At 62.3% G+C, this 22,155-nt stretch carries 17 protein-coding genes and 1 tRNA gene; 3 read left to right on the top strand and 15 right to left on the bottom strand.

What is annotated here, in order from left to right; translation table 11 throughout:
- Positions 1–33: 33 nt before the first annotated feature.
- The 3 genes from fusA to rpsL form a co-directional block, all read right to left on the bottom strand.
- Positions 34–2,124: an elongation factor G gene (gene fusA / locus AC0L2A_RS09500; RefSeq protein ID WP_128186830.1), complete on the bottom strand. Its 2,091-nt coding sequence runs from the start codon at positions 2,122–2,124 to the stop codon at positions 34–36.
- Between the two features lie 30 nt (positions 2,125–2,154).
- Complete coding sequence (gene rpsG, locus AC0L2A_RS09495; RefSeq protein WP_008875664.1) at positions 2,155–2,625, bottom strand: 30S ribosomal protein S7; 471 nt, start codon at positions 2,623–2,625, stop codon at positions 2,155–2,157.
- Between the two features lie 85 nt (positions 2,626–2,710).
- Positions 2,711–3,082 (bottom strand): 30S ribosomal protein S12, encoded by a 372-nt coding sequence (gene rpsL / locus AC0L2A_RS09490; RefSeq protein ID WP_006333356.1) that lies wholly within the window; start codon positions 3,080–3,082, stop codon positions 2,711–2,713.
- 462 nt (positions 3,083–3,544) lie between these two features.
- Between rpsL and AC0L2A_RS09485 the strand changes: the two genes are divergently transcribed.
- The 3 genes from AC0L2A_RS09485 to AC0L2A_RS09475 all read left to right on the top strand — a co-directional run bounded on the left by AC0L2A_RS09485 (position 3,545) and on the right by AC0L2A_RS09475 (position 5,089).
- On the top strand, positions 3,545–3,826 hold the full coding sequence (locus tag AC0L2A_RS09485; protein ID WP_023798115.1) for a hypothetical protein: 282 nt from the start codon (positions 3,545–3,547) through the stop codon (positions 3,824–3,826).
- A 110-nt stretch (positions 3,827–3,936) separates the two neighbouring features.
- Complete coding sequence (locus AC0L2A_RS09480; protein ID WP_473608504.1) at positions 3,937–4,872, top strand: Gfo/Idh/MocA family protein; 936 nt, start codon at positions 3,937–3,939, stop codon at positions 4,870–4,872.
- Entirely contained in the window at positions 4,847–5,089 is a 243-nt protein-coding gene (locus tag AC0L2A_RS09475) for a hypothetical protein (RefSeq protein ID WP_473536164.1), read from the top strand. The genes AC0L2A_RS09480 and AC0L2A_RS09475 overlap by 26 nt, the downstream gene beginning before the upstream one ends.
- Positions 5,090–5,222: 133 nt before the next feature.
- On the opposite strand, the gene rpoC is transcribed toward AC0L2A_RS09475, so the two are convergent.
- The 12 genes from rpoC to AC0L2A_RS09415 form a co-directional block, all read right to left on the bottom strand.
- Entirely contained in the window at positions 5,223–9,419 is a 4,197-nt protein-coding gene (rpoC, locus tag AC0L2A_RS09470) for a DNA-directed RNA polymerase subunit beta' (RefSeq protein WP_128177802.1), read from the bottom strand.
- A 136-nt stretch (positions 9,420–9,555) separates the two neighbouring features.
- Complete coding sequence (gene rpoB / locus AC0L2A_RS09465; RefSeq protein ID WP_091591204.1) at positions 9,556–13,692, bottom strand: DNA-directed RNA polymerase subunit beta; 4,137 nt, start codon at positions 13,690–13,692, stop codon at positions 9,556–9,558.
- A gap of 253 nt (positions 13,693–13,945) precedes the next feature.
- Positions 13,946–14,323: a 50S ribosomal protein L7/L12 gene (gene rplL, locus AC0L2A_RS09460; protein WP_023680442.1), complete on the bottom strand. Its 378-nt coding sequence runs from the start codon at positions 14,321–14,323 to the stop codon at positions 13,946–13,948.
- 54 nt (positions 14,324–14,377) lie between these two features.
- Entirely contained in the window at positions 14,378–14,896 is a 519-nt protein-coding gene (gene rplJ, locus AC0L2A_RS09455) for a 50S ribosomal protein L10 (RefSeq protein ID WP_023798119.1), read from the bottom strand.
- A gap of 413 nt (positions 14,897–15,309) precedes the next feature.
- Positions 15,310–16,008, bottom strand: coding sequence for a 50S ribosomal protein L1 (gene rplA, locus AC0L2A_RS09450; RefSeq protein WP_027155818.1), 699 nt, complete (start codon positions 16,006–16,008; stop codon positions 15,310–15,312).
- A 4-nt stretch (positions 16,009–16,012) separates the two neighbouring features.
- Entirely contained in the window at positions 16,013–16,441 is a 429-nt protein-coding gene (gene rplK / locus AC0L2A_RS09445) for a 50S ribosomal protein L11 (protein WP_023798121.1), read from the bottom strand.
- A gap of 169 nt (positions 16,442–16,610) precedes the next feature.
- Positions 16,611–17,138, bottom strand: coding sequence for a transcription termination/antitermination protein NusG (gene nusG / locus AC0L2A_RS09440; RefSeq protein ID WP_006333333.1), 528 nt, complete (start codon positions 17,136–17,138; stop codon positions 16,611–16,613).
- A 27-nt stretch (positions 17,139–17,165) separates the two neighbouring features.
- A complete protein-coding gene (gene secE / locus AC0L2A_RS09435; RefSeq protein ID WP_013531408.1) occupies positions 17,166–17,369 on the bottom strand; it encodes a preprotein translocase subunit SecE in 204 nt (67 codons plus the stop codon).
- 372 nt (positions 17,370–17,741) lie between these two features.
- Positions 17,742–17,817 (bottom strand) — tRNA-Trp (locus AC0L2A_RS09430).
- 35 nt (positions 17,818–17,852) lie between these two features.
- On the bottom strand, positions 17,853–18,362 hold the full coding sequence (locus AC0L2A_RS09425; protein ID WP_473608573.1) for a metal-dependent hydrolase: 510 nt from the start codon (positions 18,360–18,362) through the stop codon (positions 17,853–17,855).
- Between the two features lie 112 nt (positions 18,363–18,474).
- A complete protein-coding gene (locus AC0L2A_RS09420; RefSeq protein ID WP_473608502.1) occupies positions 18,475–20,136 on the bottom strand; it encodes a COG3904 family protein in 1,662 nt (553 codons plus the stop codon).
- 203 nt (positions 20,137–20,339) lie between these two features.
- A complete protein-coding gene (locus AC0L2A_RS09415; RefSeq protein ID WP_473608501.1) occupies positions 20,340–22,103 on the bottom strand; it encodes a COG3904 family protein in 1,764 nt (587 codons plus the stop codon).
- Between the last annotated feature and the right edge of the window lie 52 nt (positions 22,104–22,155).

The raw sequence follows: 22,155 nt of genomic DNA, 5'->3' as shown, positions 1-22,155 counted from the left end.
TTTGAATTAAGTTAGCGCTGCAACCCGTTGGGGTTACGCGTATTTCTTCTGGACTTCCTGAGCGACCGCGGTGGGGACCGGCTCGTAGTGATCGAACTGCATCGTGTAGGCCGCGCGGCCCTGGCTCATCGAGCGCAAATTGTCGACGTATTTGAACATGTTGGCGAGCGGCACCATGGCGTTGACAACCACCGCCACGCCGCGCGATTCCTGGCCCTGAATCTGGCCGCGACGGCCGTTCAGATCACCGATGACGCTGCCGACGTAATCTTCCGGCGTCACCACTTCGACCTTCATGATCGGCTCGAGCAACTGCACGCCAAGCTTGGGCGCCGCTTCACGGAAGCAGGCACGGCCGGCGATTTCGAAGGCGAGCACCGAGGAGTCGACATCATGGTAGGCGCCGTCGATCAGCGTCGCCTTGACGCCGATCATCGGGAAGCCGGCGAACGGGCCGGAGGTCATGACGCTGTTGATGCCCTTTTCGACACCGGGGATGTATTCCTTCGGCACAGCGCCGCCGACGATCTTGGATTCGAACAGGAATTCGCTGCTTTCCGGATTCGGCTCGAACAGGATCTTGACACGGGCGAACTGGCCGGTGCCGCCGGTCTGCTTCTTGTGGGTGTAGTCCTGCTCGTGCCTGCGGGTGATCGTCTCGCGATAGGCCACCTGCGGCGCGCCGACATTGGCCTCGACCTTGAACTCGCGACGCATGCGGTCGACGATGATGTCGAGGTGGAGTTCGCCCATGCCGGAGATGATGGTCTGGCCGCTTTCCTCGTCGGTCTTGACGCGGAAGGACGGGTCCTCGGCGGCCAGGCGATGCAGCGCAAGGCCCATCTTCTCCTGGTCGTTCTTGGTCTTCGGCTCGATCGCGATCTGGATGACCGGATCGGGGAATTCCATGCGCTCGAGGATGACCGGATGCAGCGGATCGCAGAGCGTGTCGCCAGTCGTCGTGTCCTTGAGGCCGGCCAAAGCAACGATGTCGCCGGCGAAAGCCTCTTCGACGTCAGCGCGCGAATTCGCATGCATCTGCAGCATGCGGCCGATGCGCTCCTTCTTGCCCTTCACCGTATTGTCGACCGAGATGCCCTTGGTGAGCTTGCCCGAATAGATGCGGGCAAAGGTGAGCGAGCCGACGAACGGGTCGTTCATGATCTTGAAGGCGAGCATCGACAGCGGCTCGCTGTCGTCGGCGTGACGCTCGATCTCGGCGTCGGTCTTGGCATCGACGCCCTTGATGGCCGGAACGTCGGCCGGCGACGGCAGATATTCGACGACTGCGTCGAGCAGCGGCTGCACGCCCTTGTTCTTGAAGGCCGAGCCGCAGAACATCGGGTAGAACTTCACCGCGATGGTGCCCTTGCGGATCAGGGCGCGGATCTCGTCATTGCTGGGCATCTTGCCTTCGAGGTAATTCTCGAGCGCCGTCTCGTCCATTTCGACGGCGGCCTCGATCATCTTCTCGCGATATTCTTCGGCACGTGCCCTAAGGTCGTCCGGGATCTCGACGACGTCCCAGGCGGCGCCCAGCGTCTCGTCGCGCCAGACCAGCGCGTTCATCTCGACGAGATCGACGACACCCTTGAACTCGGTCTCGGCGCCGATCGGCAGCTGCATGACGACAGCCTGCGCACCGAGGCGCGAGCCGATCATTTCGACCGAGCGATAGAAATCCGCGCCGATCTTGTCCATCTTGTTGCAGAAGATCATGCGCGGCACGCGGTACTTGTCGGCCTGGCGCCAGACGGTCTCCGTCTGCGGCTCGACACCGGCGTTGGCGTCGAGCAGCGCAATGGCGCCATCGAGCACGCGCAGCGAACGCTCGACCTCGATGGTGAAGTCGACGTGGCCGGGAGTGTCGATGATGTTGAAGCGGTGCATCTTGCCGTCACGAGCCTTCCAGAAGGTCGTGGTCGCGGCGGACGTGATGGTGATGCCGCGTTCCTGCTCCTGCTCCATCCAGTCCATGGTGGCAGCGCCGTCATGGACTTCGCCGATCTTGTGCGACTTGCCCGTGTAGTAGAGGACGCGCTCGGTGGTCGTCGTCTTGCCGGCGTCGATATGCGCCATGATACCGAAATTGCGGTAGTCTTCGATTTTGTATTCGCGGGCCATGGGAGGTGCCTCTTCAGTCTCGTTCGCGCTTTACCAGCGGTAGTGCGCGAAGGCGCGGTTGGCTTCTGCCATCTTGTGGGTGTCTTCACGCTTCTTAACGGCGGTGCCGCGGTTGTTGGCCGCGTCCATCAGCTCGCCGGAGAGGCGGTCGACCATCGTGGTCTCGTTGCGGTTGCGGGCGGCGGCGATCAACCAGCGGATGGCCAGCGCCTGACGGCGCTCGGGGCGCACGTCGACCGGAACCTGGTAGGTGGCGCCGCCGACGCGGCGCGAACGCACTTCCACATGCGGCGCGACATTGTCGAGCGCCTGATGGAAGACGGTGACCGGCTCCTGTTTGGTCTTGGACTGGACCTGGTCGAGCGCGCCGTAGACGATTGTCTCGGCAACCGACTTCTTGCCGTCATACATGACGGCGTTCATGAACTTGGTGACGATCAGATCGCCGAACTTCGGGTCCGGATTGATCTCACGCTTTTCTGCACTGTGACGACGGGACATTTTTTCTCTGCCTCAATTCTGCGTGGTGGCCTGGATCCCGGATCGTCGCCTGGCGCCGTCCGGGATGACCTTGGCTACGCTTCGGTCACTTCGGACGCTTGGCGCCGTATTTCGAACGGCGCTGCTTGCGGTTCTTCACACCCTGCGTGTCGAGCACGCCGCGGATAATATGGTAGCGGACGCCCGGAAGATCCTTGACGCGGCCGCCGCGGATCATCACCACCGAGTGCTCCTGAAGGTTGTGGCCTTCGCCGGGGATGTAGCCGATCACTTCAAAACCATTGGTCAGGCGGATCTTGGCCACCTTGCGCAGCGCCGAGTTCGGCTTCTTCGGCGTCGTTGTATAGACGCGCGTGCAGACGCCCCGCTTCTGCGGGTTCTGCTGCATGGCCGGGACCTTGTTGCGCTTCACCGGCGCAATGCGCGGCTTGCGGATCAGCTGGTTGACGGTAGGCATTAAACCCTCTTGTCTCTCAATTCCGTGTCTCGCCCGGTCAGGGCCGCTCAAAGCGTCATTTCCATACGCAAAGTCGGGCCACAAACCGCGCCTCGCGGTCTTGCCCGAACAAATGGCAGAGGAAGCGGAAACCGCTTCATGCACGCCGGAAATGTCTTTTCGCTCGTAAAACGAACCCTGTTTGAGGCAAACTCCAAAGCGTGTCGCTTCGGAAGGGAGAGCCTCACATCGGTTCTGACTGGGCGGCTTCTACTCGCAAGCCTGTTGCCCGTCAACCCCGGAGCACCAAATATTACGCTGAAACCGAGGCTTGGCAGCCATGCGAAAAGCGCATGTAATTTTCTTTCGCCATTTTGCAAGAGCAAGGAAGAAAGTGACCGGCCCTCGGCTGTTGCATATCCACGCTTCATGCGAAAAAGCGACATGAACAGCGCAAATCCCCTCGCCCGGAGGAATCGGCCCGTGAACGACAATGATGAGCGCCCGGTCACCATCATCACCGGCCGGGCGTGGAAAAGAAAGGGCGGCAAGCCGGAAGGCGTCCACCTCATGCTGGTCGCGCCCGACGACGATTCGGCGGTGCGCCGGGCGCTCGAATCACTCGCGGCCGAAGGCTACGCCGAGGCGGAGCTCGACCAGATCGGCGACCTGGACGGCGTGCCCGACGAAGAGCCGCATTTGTCGGCCTATCAGGGCGCGCTTGAAGGCGAAGTGTCGATCGTCACCTTCGACGTGCCGCTGTGACCAGCCATGTCCCTGGCCGTCGCGGTTTGGGGCCGTCGCGGTCTGGCACTGCTTGCCCGGCATCGGTTCTCTGCTAAGAACCAAGCGCAATATCAACCTGCGGAGTTCCCATGTCCCTGAATAGCGGTCCCATCAAGCTCGGCATCGTCGGCGTGGGAAAGATTGTTCGCGACCAGCACCTGCCGGCCCTGGCCAAGGACCGCGACTACCTGCTCACCGCCGCCGCCAGCCGGCACGGCAAGGTGGACGGCATCGCGAATTTTCCTGATATCGAGGCGATGCTCGACGCCGTGCCGGAGCTCGAGGCCGTATCGCTCTGCATGCCGCCGCAGTTCCGCTACGACGCCGCGCGGACGGCACTCGAAGCAAAAAAGCATGTTTTTCTGGAAAAGCCACCCGGCGCCACGGTCAGCGAGGTCGAAGACCTGAAAGCACTGGCCGCGGCAAACGGCGTCTCGCTGTTCGCCAGCTGGCATTCGCGCTATGCGCCGGCGGTGGAAGCGGCGCGCGCATTTTTAGGCTCGACCCAGATCAGGTCGGCCGCCATCAACTGGAAGGAGGACGTGCGCCGCTGGCACCCGAACCAGGACTGGATCTGGGCTCCAGGCGGCTTCGGCGTGTTCGATCCCGGCATCAACGCGCTGTCGATCGCGACCCACATATTGCCGGCGATGTTCATCACCTCGGCGATCCTCGATTTTCCCGAAAACCGCGCCGCCCCGATCGCCGCGCACATCGCCTTCCGCACCTCGAACGGCTTGCCGGTGGCGATGGAACTCGACTGGCGCCAGACCGGCCCGCAAAGCTGGGACATCCTGGCCGAGACGGACAAGGGCGCGATGGTGCTTTCTGGCGGCGGCGCAAAACTCGCGGTCGACGGCCGCGTCGTTCACGACAAGCCGGAAGCCGAATATCCGATGCTCTACAAGCGCTTCGCCGAGATTGTGCGCGCCGGCGTTTCCGACGTCGATCTCGCTCCGTTGCAGCATGTCGCCGACGCTTTTATGCTCGGCAAGCGCAATGTGGTGGAAGCGTTTTTCGATTGACGCCGCGGCGCTGCAAGGAGTGGCCTTCTCCGGTCCTGACATTCTGCAATCGCCGCGCCGCCCCTCATCTGGCTGCCGCCATCTTCTCCCCGTGAACGGGGAGAAGGACGCCGTCATCAAAGATTTCGCCAATCTCCACCGTCGCAGAAAGAGCGCCAAGGTTGCGGCCAGCTTCTTTCTCCCCGTTTACGGGGAGAAATGCCCGGCAGGGCAATGAGGGGCGGCGCCGGACGATCGAAACAAGTCGCAACACTCGACGACGCCTCCTCCAGTTCGTCGCCAACTCAACATGCAAAAAAGCCGCCGGGTTGCCCCGACGGCTTCGTTGCCTGAGATCTTACCCGCCGCGCTTACTGCGCGGCGGAAGCCATGTCGGTCAGCATCGGGTCGGCGACCTCGACGCCTGACGCCTTGCGGCGCTCGTCGATGATCAGCTCGTCGCGCGAGGTGGCGATGCGCCGGATCTGGCTCATCGTGCCGCCGGTGCCGGCCGGGATCAGACGGCCGACGATGACGTTTTCCTTCAGCCCCTGCAGCATGTCGGTTTTGCCGGCAACCGCCGCTTCGGTCAGCACCCTGGTCGTCTCCTGGAAGGAGGCGGCCGAGATGAAGGACGGCGTCTGCAGCGAGGCCTTGGTGATGCCCAACAGTACCGGCTGGCCTTCGGCCGGCTTCTTGCCGTCTTCGACCAGGCGCTCGTTGACCTCTTCCAGCTCGATCACGTCGACGTGGTCGCCCGGAATGTAGGTCGAGTCGCCCTGCGCGGTGATCTCGACCTTCTGCAGCATCTGGCGAACGATCACCTCGATGTGCTTGTCGTTGATCGACACGCCCTGCAGACGGTAGACCTCCTGGATCTCGTTGACGAGGTAGGACGCAAGCGCCTCCACGCCCTTGATCGCCAGGATGTCGTGCGGCGCCGGATTGCCGTCGAGGATGTAGTCGCCCTTCTCGATGACGTCGCCGTCCTGGAGATGGAACGGCTTGCCCTTCGGGATCAGGTATTCGACCGGCTCAAGCGTCGAGTCATGCGGCTCGATGATGATGCGTCGCTTGTTCTTGTAGTCGCGGCCGAAGCGGATCGTGCCATCGATCTCGGCGATGATGGCGTGATCCTTCGGACGGCGTGCCTCGAACAGTTCGGCAACACGCGGCAGACCACCGGTGATGTCCTTGGTCTTGGCGCTTTCCATCGGGATACGCGCCAGCACGTCGCCGGGGCGAACCTGTGCACCCGGCTCGACCGAAAGAATGGCCTCGACCGAGAGCAGGAAGCGAGCGTCGCCGCCCTTCGACAGTTTGCCGACCTTGCCCTTGGCGTCCTGGACGACGATCGCCGGCTTGAGGTCGTTGCCGCGTGGCGTCGAACGCCAGTCGATGACCTCGCGCTTGGTGATGCCGGTCGATTCGTCGGCCGTTTCCTGGACGGAAATGCCGTCGACCAGATCCTCGAACGCCACCTTGCCCTCGATTTCGGTGAGGACCGGGCGGGTATAGGGATCCCACTCGGCGATGCGCTGGCCGCGCTTCACCTTGTCGCCATCGTCCACGAAGATGCGCGAGCCATAGGTGAGGCGGTGCGTGGCGCGCTCTTTGCCGGCCTCGTCGAGGATCAGCACCGCCATGTTGCGGCCCATGACCATCTGCTGGCCGTCGGAGTTGCGCACCACGTTGCGGTTGCGGATCTCGACCTTGCCCTCATACGAGGCTTCAAGGAACGACGAGTCCACCACCTGCGCCGTACCGCCCATGTGGAAGGTACGCATGGTGAGCTGGGTCCCCGGCTCGCCGATCGACTGCGCCGCGATGACGCCGACAGCCTCGCCCTGGTTGACCGGGGTGCCGCGGGCCAGATCGCGTCCGTAGCAGACCGCGCAGACACCGACCCTGACGTCGCAGGTCAGCGCCGAGCGGATGCGGACCGACTGGACGCCGGCCTTTTCGATCTGCTCGACGTCGCGTTCGTCCATCAGGGTTCCGGCCTTGACCAGAACCTCACCCGACACCGGATGCGTGATGTCGTCGAGCGCCGTGCGGCCGAGAACCCGCTGGCCGACGGAAGCGACGACCTGGCCGGCATCGACGATCGGCTGCATGGTGAGGCCCTTGTCGGTGCCGCAGTCGACGGAGTTGACGATGCAGTCCTGCGCCACGTCGACCAGACGACGGGTGAGGTAACCCGAGTTCGCCGTCTTCAAGGCGGTGTCGGCCAGACCCTTGCGGGCGCCGTGGGTCGAGTTGAAATACTCGAGCACGGTCAGGCCTTCCTTGAAGTTGGAGATGATCGGCGTCTCGATGATCTCACCGCTCGGCTTGGCCATCAGGCCGCGCATACCGGCAAGCTGGCGCATCTGGGTGGGCGAGCCGCGCGCACCGGAGTGCGACATCATGTAGATCGAGTTCATCGGCTTTTGACGGCCATTGTCCTCGAACTCGACCGCCTTGATGCGGGCCATCATCTCGTCGGCGACCTTTTCCGAGCACTTGGCCCAGGCGTCGACGACCTTGTTGTACTTCTCGCCCTGCGTGATCAGGCCGTCATTGTACTGCTGCTCGTATTCCTTGGCCAAGGCCTCGGTGTCGGAAACCAGCTTGATCTTGGCATCCGGGATCAGCATGTCGTCCTTGCCGAACGAAATGCCGGCGCGGCAGGCGTGGCTGAAGCCGAGGGCCATGATGCGATCGCAGAAAATGACCGTCTCCTTCTGACCGCAATGGCGGTAGACGGTGTCGATCATCTTGGAGATGTTCTTCTTGGTCATCTCCTGGTTGGCGGTCTCGTACGGCACATTGACGTTCTTCGGCAGAAGCTCGCCGATGATCATGCGGCCGGGCGTGGTGTCGTAGATCTTCGACACGACCTTGCCGTCCGCATCGACCGAGCGGAAGCGGCCCTTGATCTTGGAGTGCAGCGTCACCGCCTTGGTCTCGAGCGCGTGCTGGAGTTCGCCCATGTCGGCAAACACCATGCCCTCGCCCGGCTCGTTCTGGTTGACGATCGAGAGATAGTAGAGACCCAGGACCATGTCCTGCGACGGCACGATGATCGGCGCGCCGGAAGCCGGGTGCAGGATGTTGTTGGTCGACATCATCAGCACGCGGGCTTCAAGCTGTGCTTCCAGCGACAGCGGCACGTGAACCGCCATCTGGTCGCCGTCGAAGTCAGCGTTGAAGGCCGTGCAGACCAGCGGGTGAAGCTGGATCGCCTTGCCTTCGATCAGGATCGGCTCGAACGCCTGGATGCCGAGGCGGTGCAGCGTCGGCGCACGGTTCAGGAGCACCGGATGCTCGCGGATGACCTCGTCGAGGATATCCCAGACCTCCGGACGCTCCTTCTCGACCAGCTTCTTCGCCTGCTTGACGGTCGAGGAATAACCCTTGGCGTCGAGACGGGCATAGATGAAGGGCTTGAACAGTTCGAGCGCCATCTTCTTCGGCAAGCCGCACTGGTGCAGCTTGAGCTCCGGACCGGTCACGATGACCGAGCGGCCGGAATAGTCAACGCGCTTGCCGAGCAGGTTCTGGCGGAACCGGCCCTGCTTGCCCTTCAGCATGTCGGACAGCGACTTCAGCGGACGCTTGTTGGCGCCGGTGATGACGCGGCCGCGACGGCCGTTGTCGAACAACGCGTCGACGGCTTCCTGCAGCATGCGCTTTTCATTGCGCACGATGATGCCGGGCGCGCGCAGCTCGATCAGCCGCTTCAGGCGGTTGTTGCGGTTGATGACGCGGCGATAGAGATCGTTGAGATCGGACGTGGCGAAGCGGCCGCCGTCCAGGGGAACCAGCGGGCGCAGGTCCGGCGGGATCACCGGGACCACCTTCATGATCATCCATTCCGGACGGTTGCCGGACTCCATGAAGTTCTCGACGACCTTGAGCCGCTTCAGATACTTCTTCTGCTTGAGCTCGGACGTGGTCGAAGCCAGCTCCGAACGCAGGTCGCCGGCGATCTTCTCCAGGTCCATGCCGGCCAGAAGGTCGTGGATGGCCTCGGCGCCGATCATGGCGGTGAACGAATCCTCGCCATATTCGTCGACGGCCATCATGTACTCTTCCTCGCTGAGAAGCTGGTGCTCCTTCAGCGCGGTCAGGCCGGGCTCGGTGACGATGTAGTTCTCGAAGTAGAGAACGCGCTCGATGTCCTTCAGCGTCATGTCGAGCAGCGTGCCGATACGCGACGGCAGCGACTTCAGGAACCAGATATGGGCGACCGGCGCGGCCAGCTCGATATGGCCCATGCGCTCGCGACGGACGCGCGACAGCGTGACTTCGACGCCGCACTTCTCGCAGATGACGCCCTTGTACTTCATGCGCTTGTACTTGCCGCACAGGCATTCGTAGTCCTTGATCGGACCGAAAATGCGCGCGCAGAACAGGCCGTCGCGCTCCGGCTTGAAGGTGCGGTAGTTGATGGTCTCCGGCTTCTTGATCTCGCCGAACGACCAGGACAGAATCTTCTCAGGGCTGGCGAGCGAAATCCGGATGGAATCGAACACCTGTGCAGGCGCCTGGGGATTGAAGAGATTCATGACCTCTTGGTTCATGCCGTTCTCCTTTTCGGGGTCATCGAAAACCCCTTGCATCTAGCGCGGGCCAAACGCCCGCCGACTTGGTCGACCATCGGTCGAAAATTTGGTGCGCTCGGTCGCGGGAGCCCTCTCCCGCGACCAAGCGTCTTGCTTATTCGGCCGCGTCGGGCAGCCGGATCGGATTGTCGTCGAGCTTGGTGTTCTCCAGCTCGACATTGAGGCCCAGAGAGCGCATTTCCTTGACCAGAACGTTGAAGCTCTCGGGGATGCCGGCCTCGAAGGTGTCGTCGCCTCTGACGATCGCCTCGTAGACCTTGGTGCGGCCGGCGACGTCGTCCGACTTCACCGTCAGCATCTCCTGCAGCGTGTAGGCGGCGCCGTACGCTTCGAGCGCCCAGACCTCCATCTCGCCGAAGCGCTGGCCACCGAACTGCGCCTTGCCGCCCAGCGGCTGCTGGGTAACGAGCGAGTACGGCCCGATCGAACGCGCGTGGATCTTGTCGTCCACAAGATGGTGAAGCTTGAGCATATATATGTAGCCCATCGTCACTTTGCGATCGAACGGCTCGCCGGTGCGTCCGTCATAGAGCTGCGACTGACCGCTGGTGTGCAGGCCCGCCTGCTCCAGCATGATGTTGATGTCGGCCTCGTGCGCGCCGTCGAACACCGGTGTCGCGATGGAGACGCCGCGGCGCATCTGCTCGCTGAGGCGAACGACGCTTTCGTCGTCATAGTCGCGGACCGGCTCGTTGCGGTCGTTGGCCGGCATGAAGCTCTCGAGCGTCTTGCGCAGCGGCTTGATGTCGCCGCCTGTCTTGTAGGCGTCGATCAACTCGCCGATCTTCCTGCCCATTCCGGCGCAAGCCCAGCCCAGATGCGTCTCCAGGATTTGGCCGACATTCATGCGGCTCGGCACACCCAGCGGGTTGAGCACGATATCGGCATGCGTGCCGTCCTCGAGGAACGGCATGTCCTCGACCGGAACGATCCGCGACACGACACCCTTGTTGCCGTGCCGACCGGCCATCTTGTCGCCGGGCTGCATCTTGCGCTTCACGGCCACGAAGACCTTGACCATCTTCATGACGCCGGGAGGCATCTCGTCGCCGCGCTGCACCTTCTCGACCTTGTCCATGAAGCGCTGTTCGAGCGCCTTCTTGGAATCGTCGTACTGGCCGCGCAGGGCTTCCAGTTCGCTCTGGAGCTTTTCGTTCTCCACCGCAAACTGCCACCACTGCGAACGCGGATACTCGTCGAGCGTATCCTTCGACAGCTTCGAGCCCTTCTTGAAACCCTTCGGCCCGGCAATCGCATCCTTGCCGACGAGAACGTCGGACAGGCGCGAATAGACGTTGCGGTCGAGGATCGCCTGCTCGTCGTCGCGGTCCTTGGCGAGGCGTTCGATCTCCTCGCGCTCGATCGCCATGGCGCGCTCGTCCTTCTCCACGCCGTGGCGGTTGAAGACGCGCACTTCGACGACGGTGCCGAAGGTCCCGGGCGGCATGCGCATGGAGGTGTCACGCACGTCCGATGCCTTTTCGCCAAAAATGGCGCGCAGAAGCTTTTCTTCCGGCGTCATCGGGCTTTCGCCCTTCGGCGTGATCTTGCCGACCAGGATGTCGCCCGGCTGCACTTCGGCACCGATATAGACGATGCCAGCCTCGTCGAGGTTCTTCAGCGCTTCTTCCGAGACGTTGGGGATGTCGCGGGTGATTTCCTCCGGCCCGAGCTTGGTATCGCGCGCCATGACCTCGAACTCCTCGATGTGGATCGAGGTGAAGACGTCGTCGGCGACGATGCGCTCGGACAAGAGGATCGAGTCCTCGTAGTTGTAGCCGTTCCACGGCATGAACGCGACCAGCACGTTGCGGCCGAGCGCCAGATCGCCGAGCTCGGTCGACGGGCCGTCGGCGATGATGTCGCCCTTGTTGACCAGGTCGCCCATGCGCACCAGCGGACGCTGGTTGATGCAGGTGTTCTGGTTCGAACGCTGGAACTTCATCAGCCGGTAGATGTCGACGCCCGACTTGCCGGGATCGAGATCTTCGGTGGCGCGGATGACGATACGCGTCGCGTCGACCTGGTCGACGATGCCGCCCCGGCGGGCGCCGATGGCGGCGCCGGAGTCACGGGCGACGATCGGCTCCATGCCGGTGCCGACGAACGGCGCTTCGGCGCGCACCAGCGGCACGGCCTGACGCTGCATGTTCGAGCCCATCAGCGCGCGGTTGGCGTCGTCGTTCTCGAGGAACGGGATCAGCGCCGCGGCCACCGACACCATCTGCTTCGGCGACACGTCCATCAGATCGACGTTTTCGCGCGGCGCCATCATCACTTCGCCGGCATTGCGGCAAATGACGAATTCGTCGACGAAACCACCATTCTTGTCGAGCTCGGCATTGGCCTGCGCGACGTGGTGCTTGGCCTCTTCCATCGCGGAGAGATAGACGACCTCATTGGTCAGCTTGCCGTTGACGATCTTGCGGTACGGGCTCTCGATGAAGCCATACTTGTTGACGCGCGCAAATGTGGCCAGCGAGTTGATCAGACCGATGTTCGGGCCTTCCGGCGTCTCGATCGGGCAGATGCGGCCGTAATGCGTCGGATGCACGTCGCGCACCTCGAAGCCGGCGCGCTCGCGGGTCAGACCACCCGGTCCAAGCGCCGAGAGACGGCGCTTGTGGGTGATCTCCGATAGCGGGTTGGTCTGGTCCATGAACTGCGACAGCTGCGAGGAACCGAAGAACTCGCGCACGGCGGCAGCCGCCGGCTTGGCGTTGATCAGGTCCTGCGGCATCACCGTATCGATCTCGATCGAGGACATGCGTTCCTTGATCGCGCGCTCCATGCGCAAGAGGCCGACGCGGTACTGGTTCTCCATCAGCTCGCCGACCGAGCGCACGCGGCGATTGCCGAGATTGTCGATGTCGTCGATCTCGCCCTTGCCATCACGCAGTTCGACCAGCGTCTTGACCACGGCCAGGATGTCGTCCTTGCGCAGCACGCGCACGGTGTCCTCGGCCTTGAGCTCGAGACGCATGTTCATCTTGACACGGCCGACGGCCGACAGATCATAGCGCTCGCTGTCGAAGAACAGCGAGTTGAACATGGCTTCGGCGGTTTCCAGCGTCGGCGGCTCGCCGGGGCGCATGACCCGGTAGATGTCGAACAGCGCGTCCTGGCGGCTCTCGTTCTTGTCGACGTTGAGCGTGTTGCGGATATAGGCGCCGACATTGACGTGGTCGATGTCGAGAACCTTGATCTCGTCGTCGCCGGCGGCGAGAAGCACTTTTAGCGTCTTTTCGTCGATCTCGTCGCCGGCTTCGAGGAAAATCTCGCCGGTCGCATAGTTGACGATGTCCTCGGCAAGGTAGTTGCCGAGCAGATCCTCGTCGGTCGCCTTGATCGCCTTGAGACCTTTTTCGCCGAGCTGACGGGCCTGGCGTGCGGTGATCTTCTTGCCGGCCTCGACGACGACCTCGTTGGTGTCCGCATCGACCAGGTCGCCGACAGCCTTGAGGCCGCGGAAACGCTCGACGTTGAACGGGATGCGCCAGTGGTCGCCGGCGCGCTTGTAGGTGATCTTGTTGTAGAAGGTCGACAGGATCTCCTCGGCGTCCATGCCGAGCGCCATCAGCAGCGACGTCACCGGAATCTTGCGGCGGCGGTCGATGCGGGCGTGCACGACGTCCTTCGAGTCGAACTCGATGTCGAGCCACGATCCGCGATAGGGGATGACGCGCGCGGCAAACAGCAGCTTGCCCGACGAGTGCGACTTGCCCTTGTCATGGTCGAAGAAGACGCCCGGCGAACGGTGCATCTGCGAGACGATGACGCGCTCGGTGCCATTGACGATGAAGGTGCCGTTCAAGGTCATGAGCGGCATGTCGCCCATATAGACGTCCTGCTCCTTGATGTCCTTGATCGACTTGGCGCCGGTATCCTCGTCGATATCGAACACGATGAGGCGCAGCGTCACCTTGAGTGGCGCGGCATAGGTCAGGTCGCGCTGACGGCATTCGTCAACGTCGAATTTCGGTGCTTCGAACTCGTACTTCACGAATTCCAGCATCGAGGAGCCGGAAAAGTCGGAAATCGGGAACACCGATTTGAAAACCGCCTGCAGCCCCTCGTCAGGACGCCCGCCCTTGGGCTCCTCGACCATCAGGAACTGGTCATAGGATGCCTTCTGAACCTCGATCAGGTTCGGCATCTCCGCAACTTCCGGAATCTTTCCGAAGAATTTGCGTACGCGTCTGCGGCCATTGAAAGTTTGTGTCTGGGCCATCGTCGCTCCTTAGCTCGATTCTCGGGGCGAGCCTCGCCGCGGCTCGCCTTGCATTCTCGGCCACCTTCGGCGGCGGCCTTTATTTGTTCACCCGCCACCTGTCGGTGGCCGGCCAAAACGGGAGAAAACCCGTTTCCTGAAGGCCGGCTTACGGCCCTCAGGAAAGAGGTTTTCGTACTCTTCGCGTTACGCAGCCTCCCTTCGCGCCAAGGGAGCGGCGGACGGCGCGAAGCCGCCCGCCGATATCAAACGCTTACTTCAGTTCGACCTTGGCGCCGGCTGCTTCCAGCTGGGCCTTGAACTTGTCCGCGTCGGCCTTGGAAACAGCTTCCTTGACCGGCTTCGGAGCCGCCTCGACCAGGTCCTTGGCTTCCTTGAGGCCAAGACCGGTGATGGCGCGAACTTCCTTGATGACGTTGATCTTCTGAGCACCCGCCTCGGTGAGGACGACGTCGAATTCCGTCTTTTCCTCGACCGGAGCAGCAGCAGCCGCAGCACCGCCGGCGGCAGCAACCGCCACCGGAGCAGCAGCGGAAACGCCCCACTTTTCTTCCAGAAGCTTCGACAGCTCGGCCGCCTCGAGGACGGTCAGCTTCGAAAGGTCGTCTACGATCTTTGCCAGATCAGCCATTGCAATATTCCTTCATAAGGTTCGAACGTGTGTTTGTGATAGCGAGGAACGGCCTCATGCCGCCTCGTCCTTCCGGGCGTAAGCGCCGATGACACGCGCGACCGAAGCCGCAGGCGCATTGACGATCTGGGCGATCCGGGTTGCCGGCGTGGCGATCATGCCAACCAGCCTGGCGCGCAGCTCATCGAGCGACGGAAGTGTGGCGAGTGCCTTCACACCGTCGGCGTTGAGCGAGGTGGTGCCCATTGCGCCGCCGAGAATGACGAGCTTGTCATTTCCCTTGGCGAAATCGGACGCGACCTTCGGCGCCGCAATCGGATCCTCCGAATAGGCGATCAGCGTCTGTCCCTTGAACAGGTCGATGATCGATGCGGAGTCCGTGCCCTGAAGAGCGATTTTGGCGAGACGGTTCTTCGCGACTTTGACGGTGCCACCGGCGACACGCATTTTCGACCGAAGGTCGTTCATTTGCGCGACGGTGATACCGGCGTAGTGGGCCACGACGACTGAACCAGCGCCCGAAAACGCTTCATTCAGGCCCGTGACGAGTTCGCGTTTTTCCGCTCTGTCCACTGCCTATCTCCAGTTGACCCCAATCCTGTTAACGGGAACATTCCCATTACGAGGACAGGCGTCGGGTTGCCTTTTGCCGGCCGGGCCATCCAGTAACGGATCTCCCGAACGACGCTCGAGGATCCTGCCCCCTTTCGCCACACCAGCCGGCAAGCCGAATGGTGCGCAGACAAAAGGCAAACACGGTTCGAACCTTTCATTGGAGCAGTCGCTCCGTTGTCCGGTCTTCACCCGTCTCATGCAGGCCCACATGAATTAAGGCCCCCCTTGAACCAAGGCCTGGGGCCGCCCGCAATCTCGGACAGGATGTCCGGAAGCCTTCCGACTTCCGGTACCGGGCCGCCAAGATAAATCGGAGGCCCGGAATTCTGCTTGCGGATCAGCCCTTTAGCGGCAGATCCGAATGGTTCGTATCAGGACGCTGCCAGCGTCGAGACGTCGAGCTTGAGACCAGGGCCCATCGTCGAGGTGACCGACACCTTCTTGACGTAGTTGCCCTTGGCGCCAGCCGGCTTCGCCTTGGTCACGGCGTCAGCGAAGGCGCGGACGTTCTCTTCCAGCGCTTTGACGTCGAACGAGATCTTGCCGACGCCGCCATGAACGATGCCGGCCTTCTCGACGCGGAACTCGACCGCGCCACCCTTCGACGCCTTGACGGCGGCGGTAACGTCGGTGGTGACAGTGCCGACCTTCGGGTTCGGCATCATGCCACGCGGGCCGAGCACCTTGCCCAGACGGCCGACCAGCGGCATCATGTCCGGCGTGGCGATGCAGCGATCGAAGTCGATCGTGCCCTTCTGGACGATGTCGACCAGATCCTCGGCGCCAACGATATCGGCGCCGGCCGCCTTGGCTTCCTCGGCCTTGTCGCCACGCGCGAAAACCGCGACGCGGACGGTACGGCCGGTGCCGTTCGGCAGATTGACCACGCCACGGACCATCTGGTCGGCATGGCGCGGGTCGACACCCAGGTTCATCGCGATTTCAACGGTCTCGTCGAACTTCACCGAGGACCGGTCCTTGAGCAGCTTCAGCGCATCACCCAAGGCATAGGCCTTGTTGGGATCGATGCCTTCGCGGGTCTTCGATACACGCTTTGCAATCTTTGCCATGATCTCAGCCCACCACTTCCAGACCCATCGAGCGGGCGGAGCCCTCGACCATGCGCATGGCCCCCTCGATATCGGTCGCGTTCAGATCCTTCATCTTCTGCTCGGCGATGGCGCGCACCTTGTCGCGGCCGATCGTGCCGGCCTTGACCTTGCCCGGCTCCTTCGAGCCCGACTTCAGGTTTGCGGCCTTCTTCAGGAAGTAGCTCACCGGCGGCGTCTTCATGACGAAGGTGAACGACTTGTCCTGGTAGTAGGTGATCACGACCGGAACCGGCGATCCCTTCTCCATTTCCTGGGTCTGCGCGTTGAATGCCTTGCAGAACTCCATGATGTTGATGCCGCGCTGACCAAGCGCCGGTCCGATCGGGGGCGACGGCGTCGCCGAGCCCGCGGAAACCTGGAGCTTGAGCTGGCCTGCAATTTTCTTAGCCATCTCTTCCTGCCTTTATCTCATGCCGGCCCCAAATCTGGGCAACACCGGCGGTTGCAGTCTGGTGGTGCGGTTCCTGCAGCGGGCTAAAGCCGCATTCGCCTCCCACCCGTTTTGGCGGCGATTTCCACGCCGCCTCCCTCACCGCCGAATTGGCGACAAGGATTTCGGATCAGCCCTTTTCGACCTGTCCGAATTCGAGATCGACCGGCACGGCGCGCCCGAAGATCGAAACTTCCACCTTGAGCCGCGCCCGCTCCTCGTCCACTTCCTGGACGAAACCGTTGAACGAGGCGAACGGACCGTCGGAGACGCGGATCGCCTCGCCGATCTCGAAAGTGACCGACGGCTTCGGCCGCTCGACGCCTTCCTGCACCTGGTTCAGGATGCGCTGGGCCTCGGCCTCGGTGATCGGCACCGGCTTCGAGTCACCCAGGAAGCCGGTGACCTTCGGCGTGTTCTTCACGAGCGAGAACACTGCGTCGGTCAGGTTGGCCTTCAGCAGCACGTAGCCCGGGAAGAACTTGCGCTCGGCATCGACCTTGCGGCCGCGGCGTATCTCGACGACCTTCTCGGTAGGCACCACGATCTGCTCGATGTCAGCGGACAGGCCTTTCTGCTTGGCCTTGTTCTCGATGTCCTCAGCGACCTTTTTTTCAAAGTTCGAATAGGCGTGGACGATGTACCACCGCGCAGTCATTTCAAGGCTTCTCCGTAATCGCCGGACTCAGCGTCCAATGCCCAGAATCTGCTCGACCGCGAGGCCCATGAGCTGATCGGCAGTAAAGAAAAAGATCATCGCGATCACAGCGAACGCCAGAACCATCACCGTCGAGATCATCGTTTCGCGACGCGACGGCCAAGTCACCTTGGCGGTCTCCGCGCGAACCTGCTGGAGAAAGACGAATGGATTTGTGGTTTTCGAAGCCATGTGCCGCTCTGTCTGCAAGACCCGTTGACCGGATCTCCTGGATGATCCCGCTGGCCGGGATGTGCCGCCTGAGCCTGTGTCCGCGCCGAATCAGCGCAATCATTTCGCCCATGCAAATCGGACGCGTAAAGCCGGCTTCCCAGCTCCACGCGTCGCGTGTCTGTTTCGTCTACATAAAACCGATTCTTGATCCACGCAAGTGGCAAGTGTCCGCTTTATGCCAAACGCCGCCTCGGAACCATCCAGTCGTCCCGTTCCGGCTATGGCGCTCTTATGCCTCAAGACTGCCTATATGGCAAGCCACCGCGCGATTTTCAAAAGGTCGATGCGCGGAAGATCAGACTTTTTTCTTGAATTGACCATTTCGAAAAATGGCACGGGCAGCAGGGCTCGAACCTACGACCTGCGGTTTTGGAGACCGCCGCTCTACCAACTGAGCTATGCCCGTATCGCGCGCTGCTATTTCATAAAGCGGACAAGAACTCAAGTCGAGTTTTCAGGCGTGGCCGCGCCGGGCTGCAATCGTCGAAATCCGAGGGCCAGCGCCCAGGCGCATATCAGAAGTTCGAGGGCAAAAGTCCAATGCAACATGAAGCTCATGACCCAGTTGCGATACATCGCCGGAACCGTGACGAGTTCGAGCGCGCGCCGGTCGAATGGCATTAGCCACATGATAGGCGACGCCACTGAGTCCAGGATCATGTGTATCATTGCGGCGGCAAAGAAGGCGCCGACCGGGGCCAGATATCGCGGATCCCGCCATTTCGCGACCGACAGTGCCACAAGGCCAACCGCTGCCCAGAAGAGCGGCCAGTGCGTGACGTAGGCGTGGTGATGGGTTCGTCCGCCATCGACAAAATGGAAATAGACCATGTCGAGGTCCGGGACGACGCTGCCGAGCATTGCCGCCGCCGTGATCCCCGATCTGCCGGGCCAACGATTTCCCACGAAAGTACCGAGTATGTAGCCAGCCGGAAGATGAGCGATCAGCATCGCCAAACCTTGTTCATTGCCGAATCGGTCGAACGTCGTGGCGGATTGTGGCGCATTCAGGAAGGACTACCGCGCCGCGCACTATCGCGCTGGGCTGGGGCGTGACTGCGCCTTACAGCTTGACCGGCGCGGCGGCCTGAACCTCGGACGTCGACACGACGCGGCAATTCTGTGGCATTGGCTGCGACTTGCAGATGGTCGGACCGGTAAATTCATCGGCCGATTCGAGCCCGGTCGTCAGCCCGACTTTCAGCATCGTCTCGGGTTCGAGCTGCCGATGGCGCGAGGCCGGCACCGACCGCATCGCCACCAGCAGACCGGATCCGACCGCCATATCCCTGAGATAGGTTTTGACCCGCTGCTCCAACCCGATCGGGTGCACGGTCAACTGCGCGCGAGGACCGACAAGGCGTCTGACACCGCCGGCAAGCATAATCGGGCAGGCCGCGCCACACGCGCCGCTCGCATCGATCGTCAGCCCGACATGGACGCCGTCTTCGGCGGTGCAATCCGCCTTGTCCGGCTCGCATCCAATGAAGTCCGTCCGCGCAACCGCCACGTCGAGCTTGCGTTCTCGGATCAACCTTCCGGCGGCCAGAGCGCCGAGCACGTCGCCTCCCGGCGAGTTGATCACCACGGGCAGTCGCCGATCACCGATCGTGTCCAGCAGTTGGCGCAGCCGTTCCGGCGTTTGAGCGCTGATCGTGCCTTCCGCCGAGATCCATTCGGGACAATTGGGATCGCAGAGAAAACTTCTGCCGCGAACCAGGACGAAGCGCATATCGCCAACATCGGCCCGCTGCCCGGTTTCAGGTTCGACCGGCGCGGCGGGAGCGGGCTTGGCGTACGCCACCACGTCGCCGGCCGGCGCCGGTATTTCCCTGCAGTTCGCGGCCACCGGATCGGTGTTGCACAGGGTTGGCGCGGTCAGCAGGTCGACGGCATCCAGGCTGGTCACCAGCTTCGCCTGCAGCATGTCGTAGGGAGCCAGCTGCTGGATGCTGCTGGCCGGCGTGTTCTTCATCGTCTCGAGCACGGCCTGGCCGACGCCCATTTCGTTCAGATAGGCAGCCAGTCTTTTCTCCACCGACTTGCTCATCTCGTAGGTCTTGTAGCTGCCGGCGTTCTTGCGGCCGACGATCTTCTTGCTGAGGATCTTCTTCTTGCCTCCGACCACGCGATAAGTGGTCCGGTACTGCAATTTCGTCTTGATGTAAGTCGTGGTGATCTGATGGACGCCGAGAAAGGCCCATTGCCCGACGACGCGCCTGATGCCGCCGGCAAACATCAGCGGACAGGCGGAATTGCAGATGGCGCCGTCGGCAAAGGCATTGCCGAAATAGCGAGCGCCCTTGCCGTCGTTTTCCTTGCAGTCCCTGGCATCGGGCTGGCAACCGGTGAACCGGGTTTTGCCGACCGCGATATCGAGCTTGTTCTTGCGGAGCAGCCGGCCAAGCGCCAGCGCCGCTTCGACGTTGCCGCCGGGAGAATCCACGACAACGGGCAGTTTTCGGCCGCCGAGTGCCTTGAGCGTGCGTTTAAACAGGGCCGGCGTGCCGGCCATTATCGAGCCTTCAGCCGATATCCATTCCGGACAGGTCGGTTCGCAACCAGGCGCGCTGCTGCGGACGACGACAAACCGCATCGTCGGACCAAGATCCGGCGCGGATTTTTTGGTATTCGCCGCAAAGGCAGCGTGTCCCATGACCAGGAACGACGCCAGGCAGATCACCATCCACCATGCCTGGCCATTCAGACGGTGCCACGAAACCATTCGGGAAGCCCCCCGCAATGCGACCTATAGTAGTTCAGCTTTGCCGGCTTGCAACAGCGTTTTGCGACGATGGCGCAAGCGCCGGCCGTACCTAAAAAGGCAAGCCGGGTGTACGCGAATAAGCAAAAAGGGCAGCCCGAGGACCGCCCTTCGCATCGGATATCGGCCGGCAACGCCGACGCCGATTATTGGCCGACGCGAAGCTACAGCCTCGGGGGCGCCGCGGCTTCGGCGTTGGTTGACGGCGTGACCCTGCAATTGTCGGGCTTCGGCAGCGACTTGCAAATGGTGGCGCCGGTCAGTTCGTCCACGGATTGAGGACCCGTCGTCAGGCCAAGCTTCAGCATCGTGTCAGGTTCGAGTTGGTGCTCGACCGGAATGCGCTGAAGCGCCATGAACAGATCAGGGTTGATTGCCATCTCGTCAAGGTAAGTCTTGATCAGCTGGTTTTGTCCCATCAGGCCCAGGCTGAGCAGCGCCCATGAACCGACAAGCCGCCTGACGCCGCCCGCCAGCATCAGCGCGCAGGCCGAATCGCAGTCGCCTTTCGCATCGCTGGCCACTCCGGCATATGCACCGTCTTTGGCCAGGCAACTCCACTCTCCCGGGTCGCAGCCAACGAAAACGGTGCGAGCAACGGCGACGTCGAGCCTCCTCTCGTGGATAATCCTCCCGGCCGCCAAGGCGCCAAATAAGTCGCCACCTCGCGAGCTAACCACTATGGGCAGCCGCCGGTTGCCAAGCGTGGCGAGGAAATGGCGCAGCTTCTGCGGGGTCTGGCTCGTGATTACGCCTTGGGCCGATATCCATTCCGGACAGTCGGGATTGCAGGACGAATTGCTGCCACGAACCACGACGAAGCTCATCTCGGGTGCCCCGTTCCCTGGCACTGCCCCGAGCGGCAGAACCCACATCCATTCCGGACAGTGCGGCTCGCACATCGGATTGCTGCCGCGAACGAGTATGAAGCCCTTGTCCGGCGCCTCGTTCCCTGGCGCTGCCTCAATCGGCTGAGGAGCCGCCTTGGCGGGCTGAGAAAGTGGCACTTGAGCCGGTTGAGAAGGTCCGGCCTTCGGCTCGATTGCTGCCACCTCGGCCGGCTTGGCATTCGCCGGTAGTTGGCGGCAAGTCGGTGCCAACTTGTCGAGCGAGCACATGCTTGAGCTGGTCAGCAGATCTACAGTGTCCATGCTGGTGACCAATTTCATCGCCATCATATCATTGAGGACGATCTGCCGCATATCACTGGCAGGCGTGGCTTTCATTACGTCAAGAACGCCCTGTCCCACTCCCATCTCCCGGAGATAGGCCGATAGCTTCCTCGCGAGCGCCTTGCTCATTTCATAGGTCTTGTGGCTTTCGCCTTGAGTGACGGTTTCTGTAGTGACCCGGTATTTTTTGCCCCGCACTACGCGATAGGTGGTTCGATAGTGCTTTGTGCTGGGGAAATAGGTGGTGGTGATCTGATGAACACCCAGATAGGCCCAGCCACCGGCCACCCGGCGGACGCCTCCAGCGAACATCAGTGGACAGGCGGAATTACACATGGCGCCGCCGTCAGAAGCGACGCCGAAATGTGCAGCGCCCTTGCCGTCGTCGGCCGGGCATCCCACTGCGCCTGGCCAGCATTCTGTAAAACTGGTCGTGCCAATTGCGATATCGAGCTTATTCTTTCGGATTATTCGGCCGAGTTGGAGCGCCGCGCCGACATTGCCGCCGGGGGAATTGACGATGATCGGCAGTTGGCGGCGGCCGAGTGTCTTCAATATACGCTTGAGTTTAGCTGGCGTACCTGCCTCGATTGCGCCTTCGGCAGAAATCCATTCCGGACAGTTTGGCTCGCAGCCGGTGGCGCTGCTGCGCACGACGATGAACCGCATCTCGGAGAAACCATCGGTCCAAGCCTCCGGATCGGACCATTTCGGGAAGACATCCTCGGCTTTCGCGGCAAAGGCAGCCATCGCCATTGCGACTACCGGCGCCAGGCGAACCAGCCCGCGCCACCACCCGGCCATACTG

It is taken from the genome of Mesorhizobium sp. WSM4844 (assembly GCF_055811775.1).
The sequence above is the reverse complement of the archived record's forward strand: the minus strand, read 5'-3'. Positions and strand labels throughout refer to the sequence as shown.

What these genes read in the sequence shown, in the direction of transcription:
- fusA (WP_128186830.1), bottom strand. Translation starts at nt 2,124, where the DNA reads ATGGCCCGCGAATACAAAATCGAAGACTACCGCAATTTCGGTATCATG.
- rpsG (WP_008875664.1), bottom strand. Translation starts at nt 2,625, where the DNA reads ATGTCCCGTCGTCACAGTGCAGAAAAGCGTGAGATCAATCCGGACCCG.
- rpsL (WP_006333356.1), bottom strand. Translation starts at nt 3,082, where the DNA reads ATGCCTACCGTCAACCAGCTGATCCGCAAGCCGCGCATTGCGCCGGTG.
- AC0L2A_RS09480 (WP_473608504.1), top strand. Translation starts at nt 3,937, where the DNA reads ATGTCCCTGAATAGCGGTCCCATCAAGCTCGGCATCGTCGGCGTGGGA.
- AC0L2A_RS09475 (WP_473536164.1), top strand. Translation starts at nt 4,847, where the DNA reads ATGTGGTGGAAGCGTTTTTCGATTGACGCCGCGGCGCTGCAAGGAGTG.
- rpoC (WP_128177802.1), bottom strand. Translation starts at nt 9,419, where the DNA reads ATGAACCAAGAGGTCATGAATCTCTTCAATCCCCAGGCGCCTGCACAG.
- rpoB (WP_091591204.1), bottom strand. Translation starts at nt 13,692, where the DNA reads ATGGCCCAGACACAAACTTTCAATGGCCGCAGACGCGTACGCAAATTC.
- rplL (WP_023680442.1), bottom strand. Translation starts at nt 14,323, where the DNA reads ATGGCTGATCTGGCAAAGATCGTAGACGACCTTTCGAAGCTGACCGTC.
- rplA (WP_027155818.1), bottom strand. Translation starts at nt 16,008, where the DNA reads ATGGCAAAGATTGCAAAGCGTGTATCGAAGACCCGCGAAGGCATCGAT.
- rplK (WP_023798121.1), bottom strand. Translation starts at nt 16,441, where the DNA reads ATGGCTAAGAAAATTGCAGGCCAGCTCAAGCTCCAGGTTTCCGCGGGC.
- nusG (WP_006333333.1), bottom strand. Translation starts at nt 17,138, where the DNA reads ATGACTGCGCGGTGGTACATCGTCCACGCCTATTCGAACTTTGAAAAA.
- secE (WP_013531408.1), bottom strand. Translation starts at nt 17,369, where the DNA reads ATGGCTTCGAAAACCACAAATCCATTCGTCTTTCTCCAGCAGGTTCGC.
- AC0L2A_RS09425 (WP_473608573.1), bottom strand. Translation starts at nt 18,362, where the DNA reads ATGCTGATCGCTCATCTTCCGGCTGGCTACATACTCGGTACTTTCGTG.
- AC0L2A_RS09420 (WP_473608502.1), bottom strand. Translation starts at nt 20,136, where the DNA reads ATGGTTTCGTGGCACCGTCTGAATGGCCAGGCATGGTGGATGGTGATC.
- AC0L2A_RS09415 (WP_473608501.1), bottom strand. Translation starts at nt 22,103, where the DNA reads ATGGCGATGGCTGCCTTTGCCGCGAAAGCCGAGGATGTCTTCCCGAAA.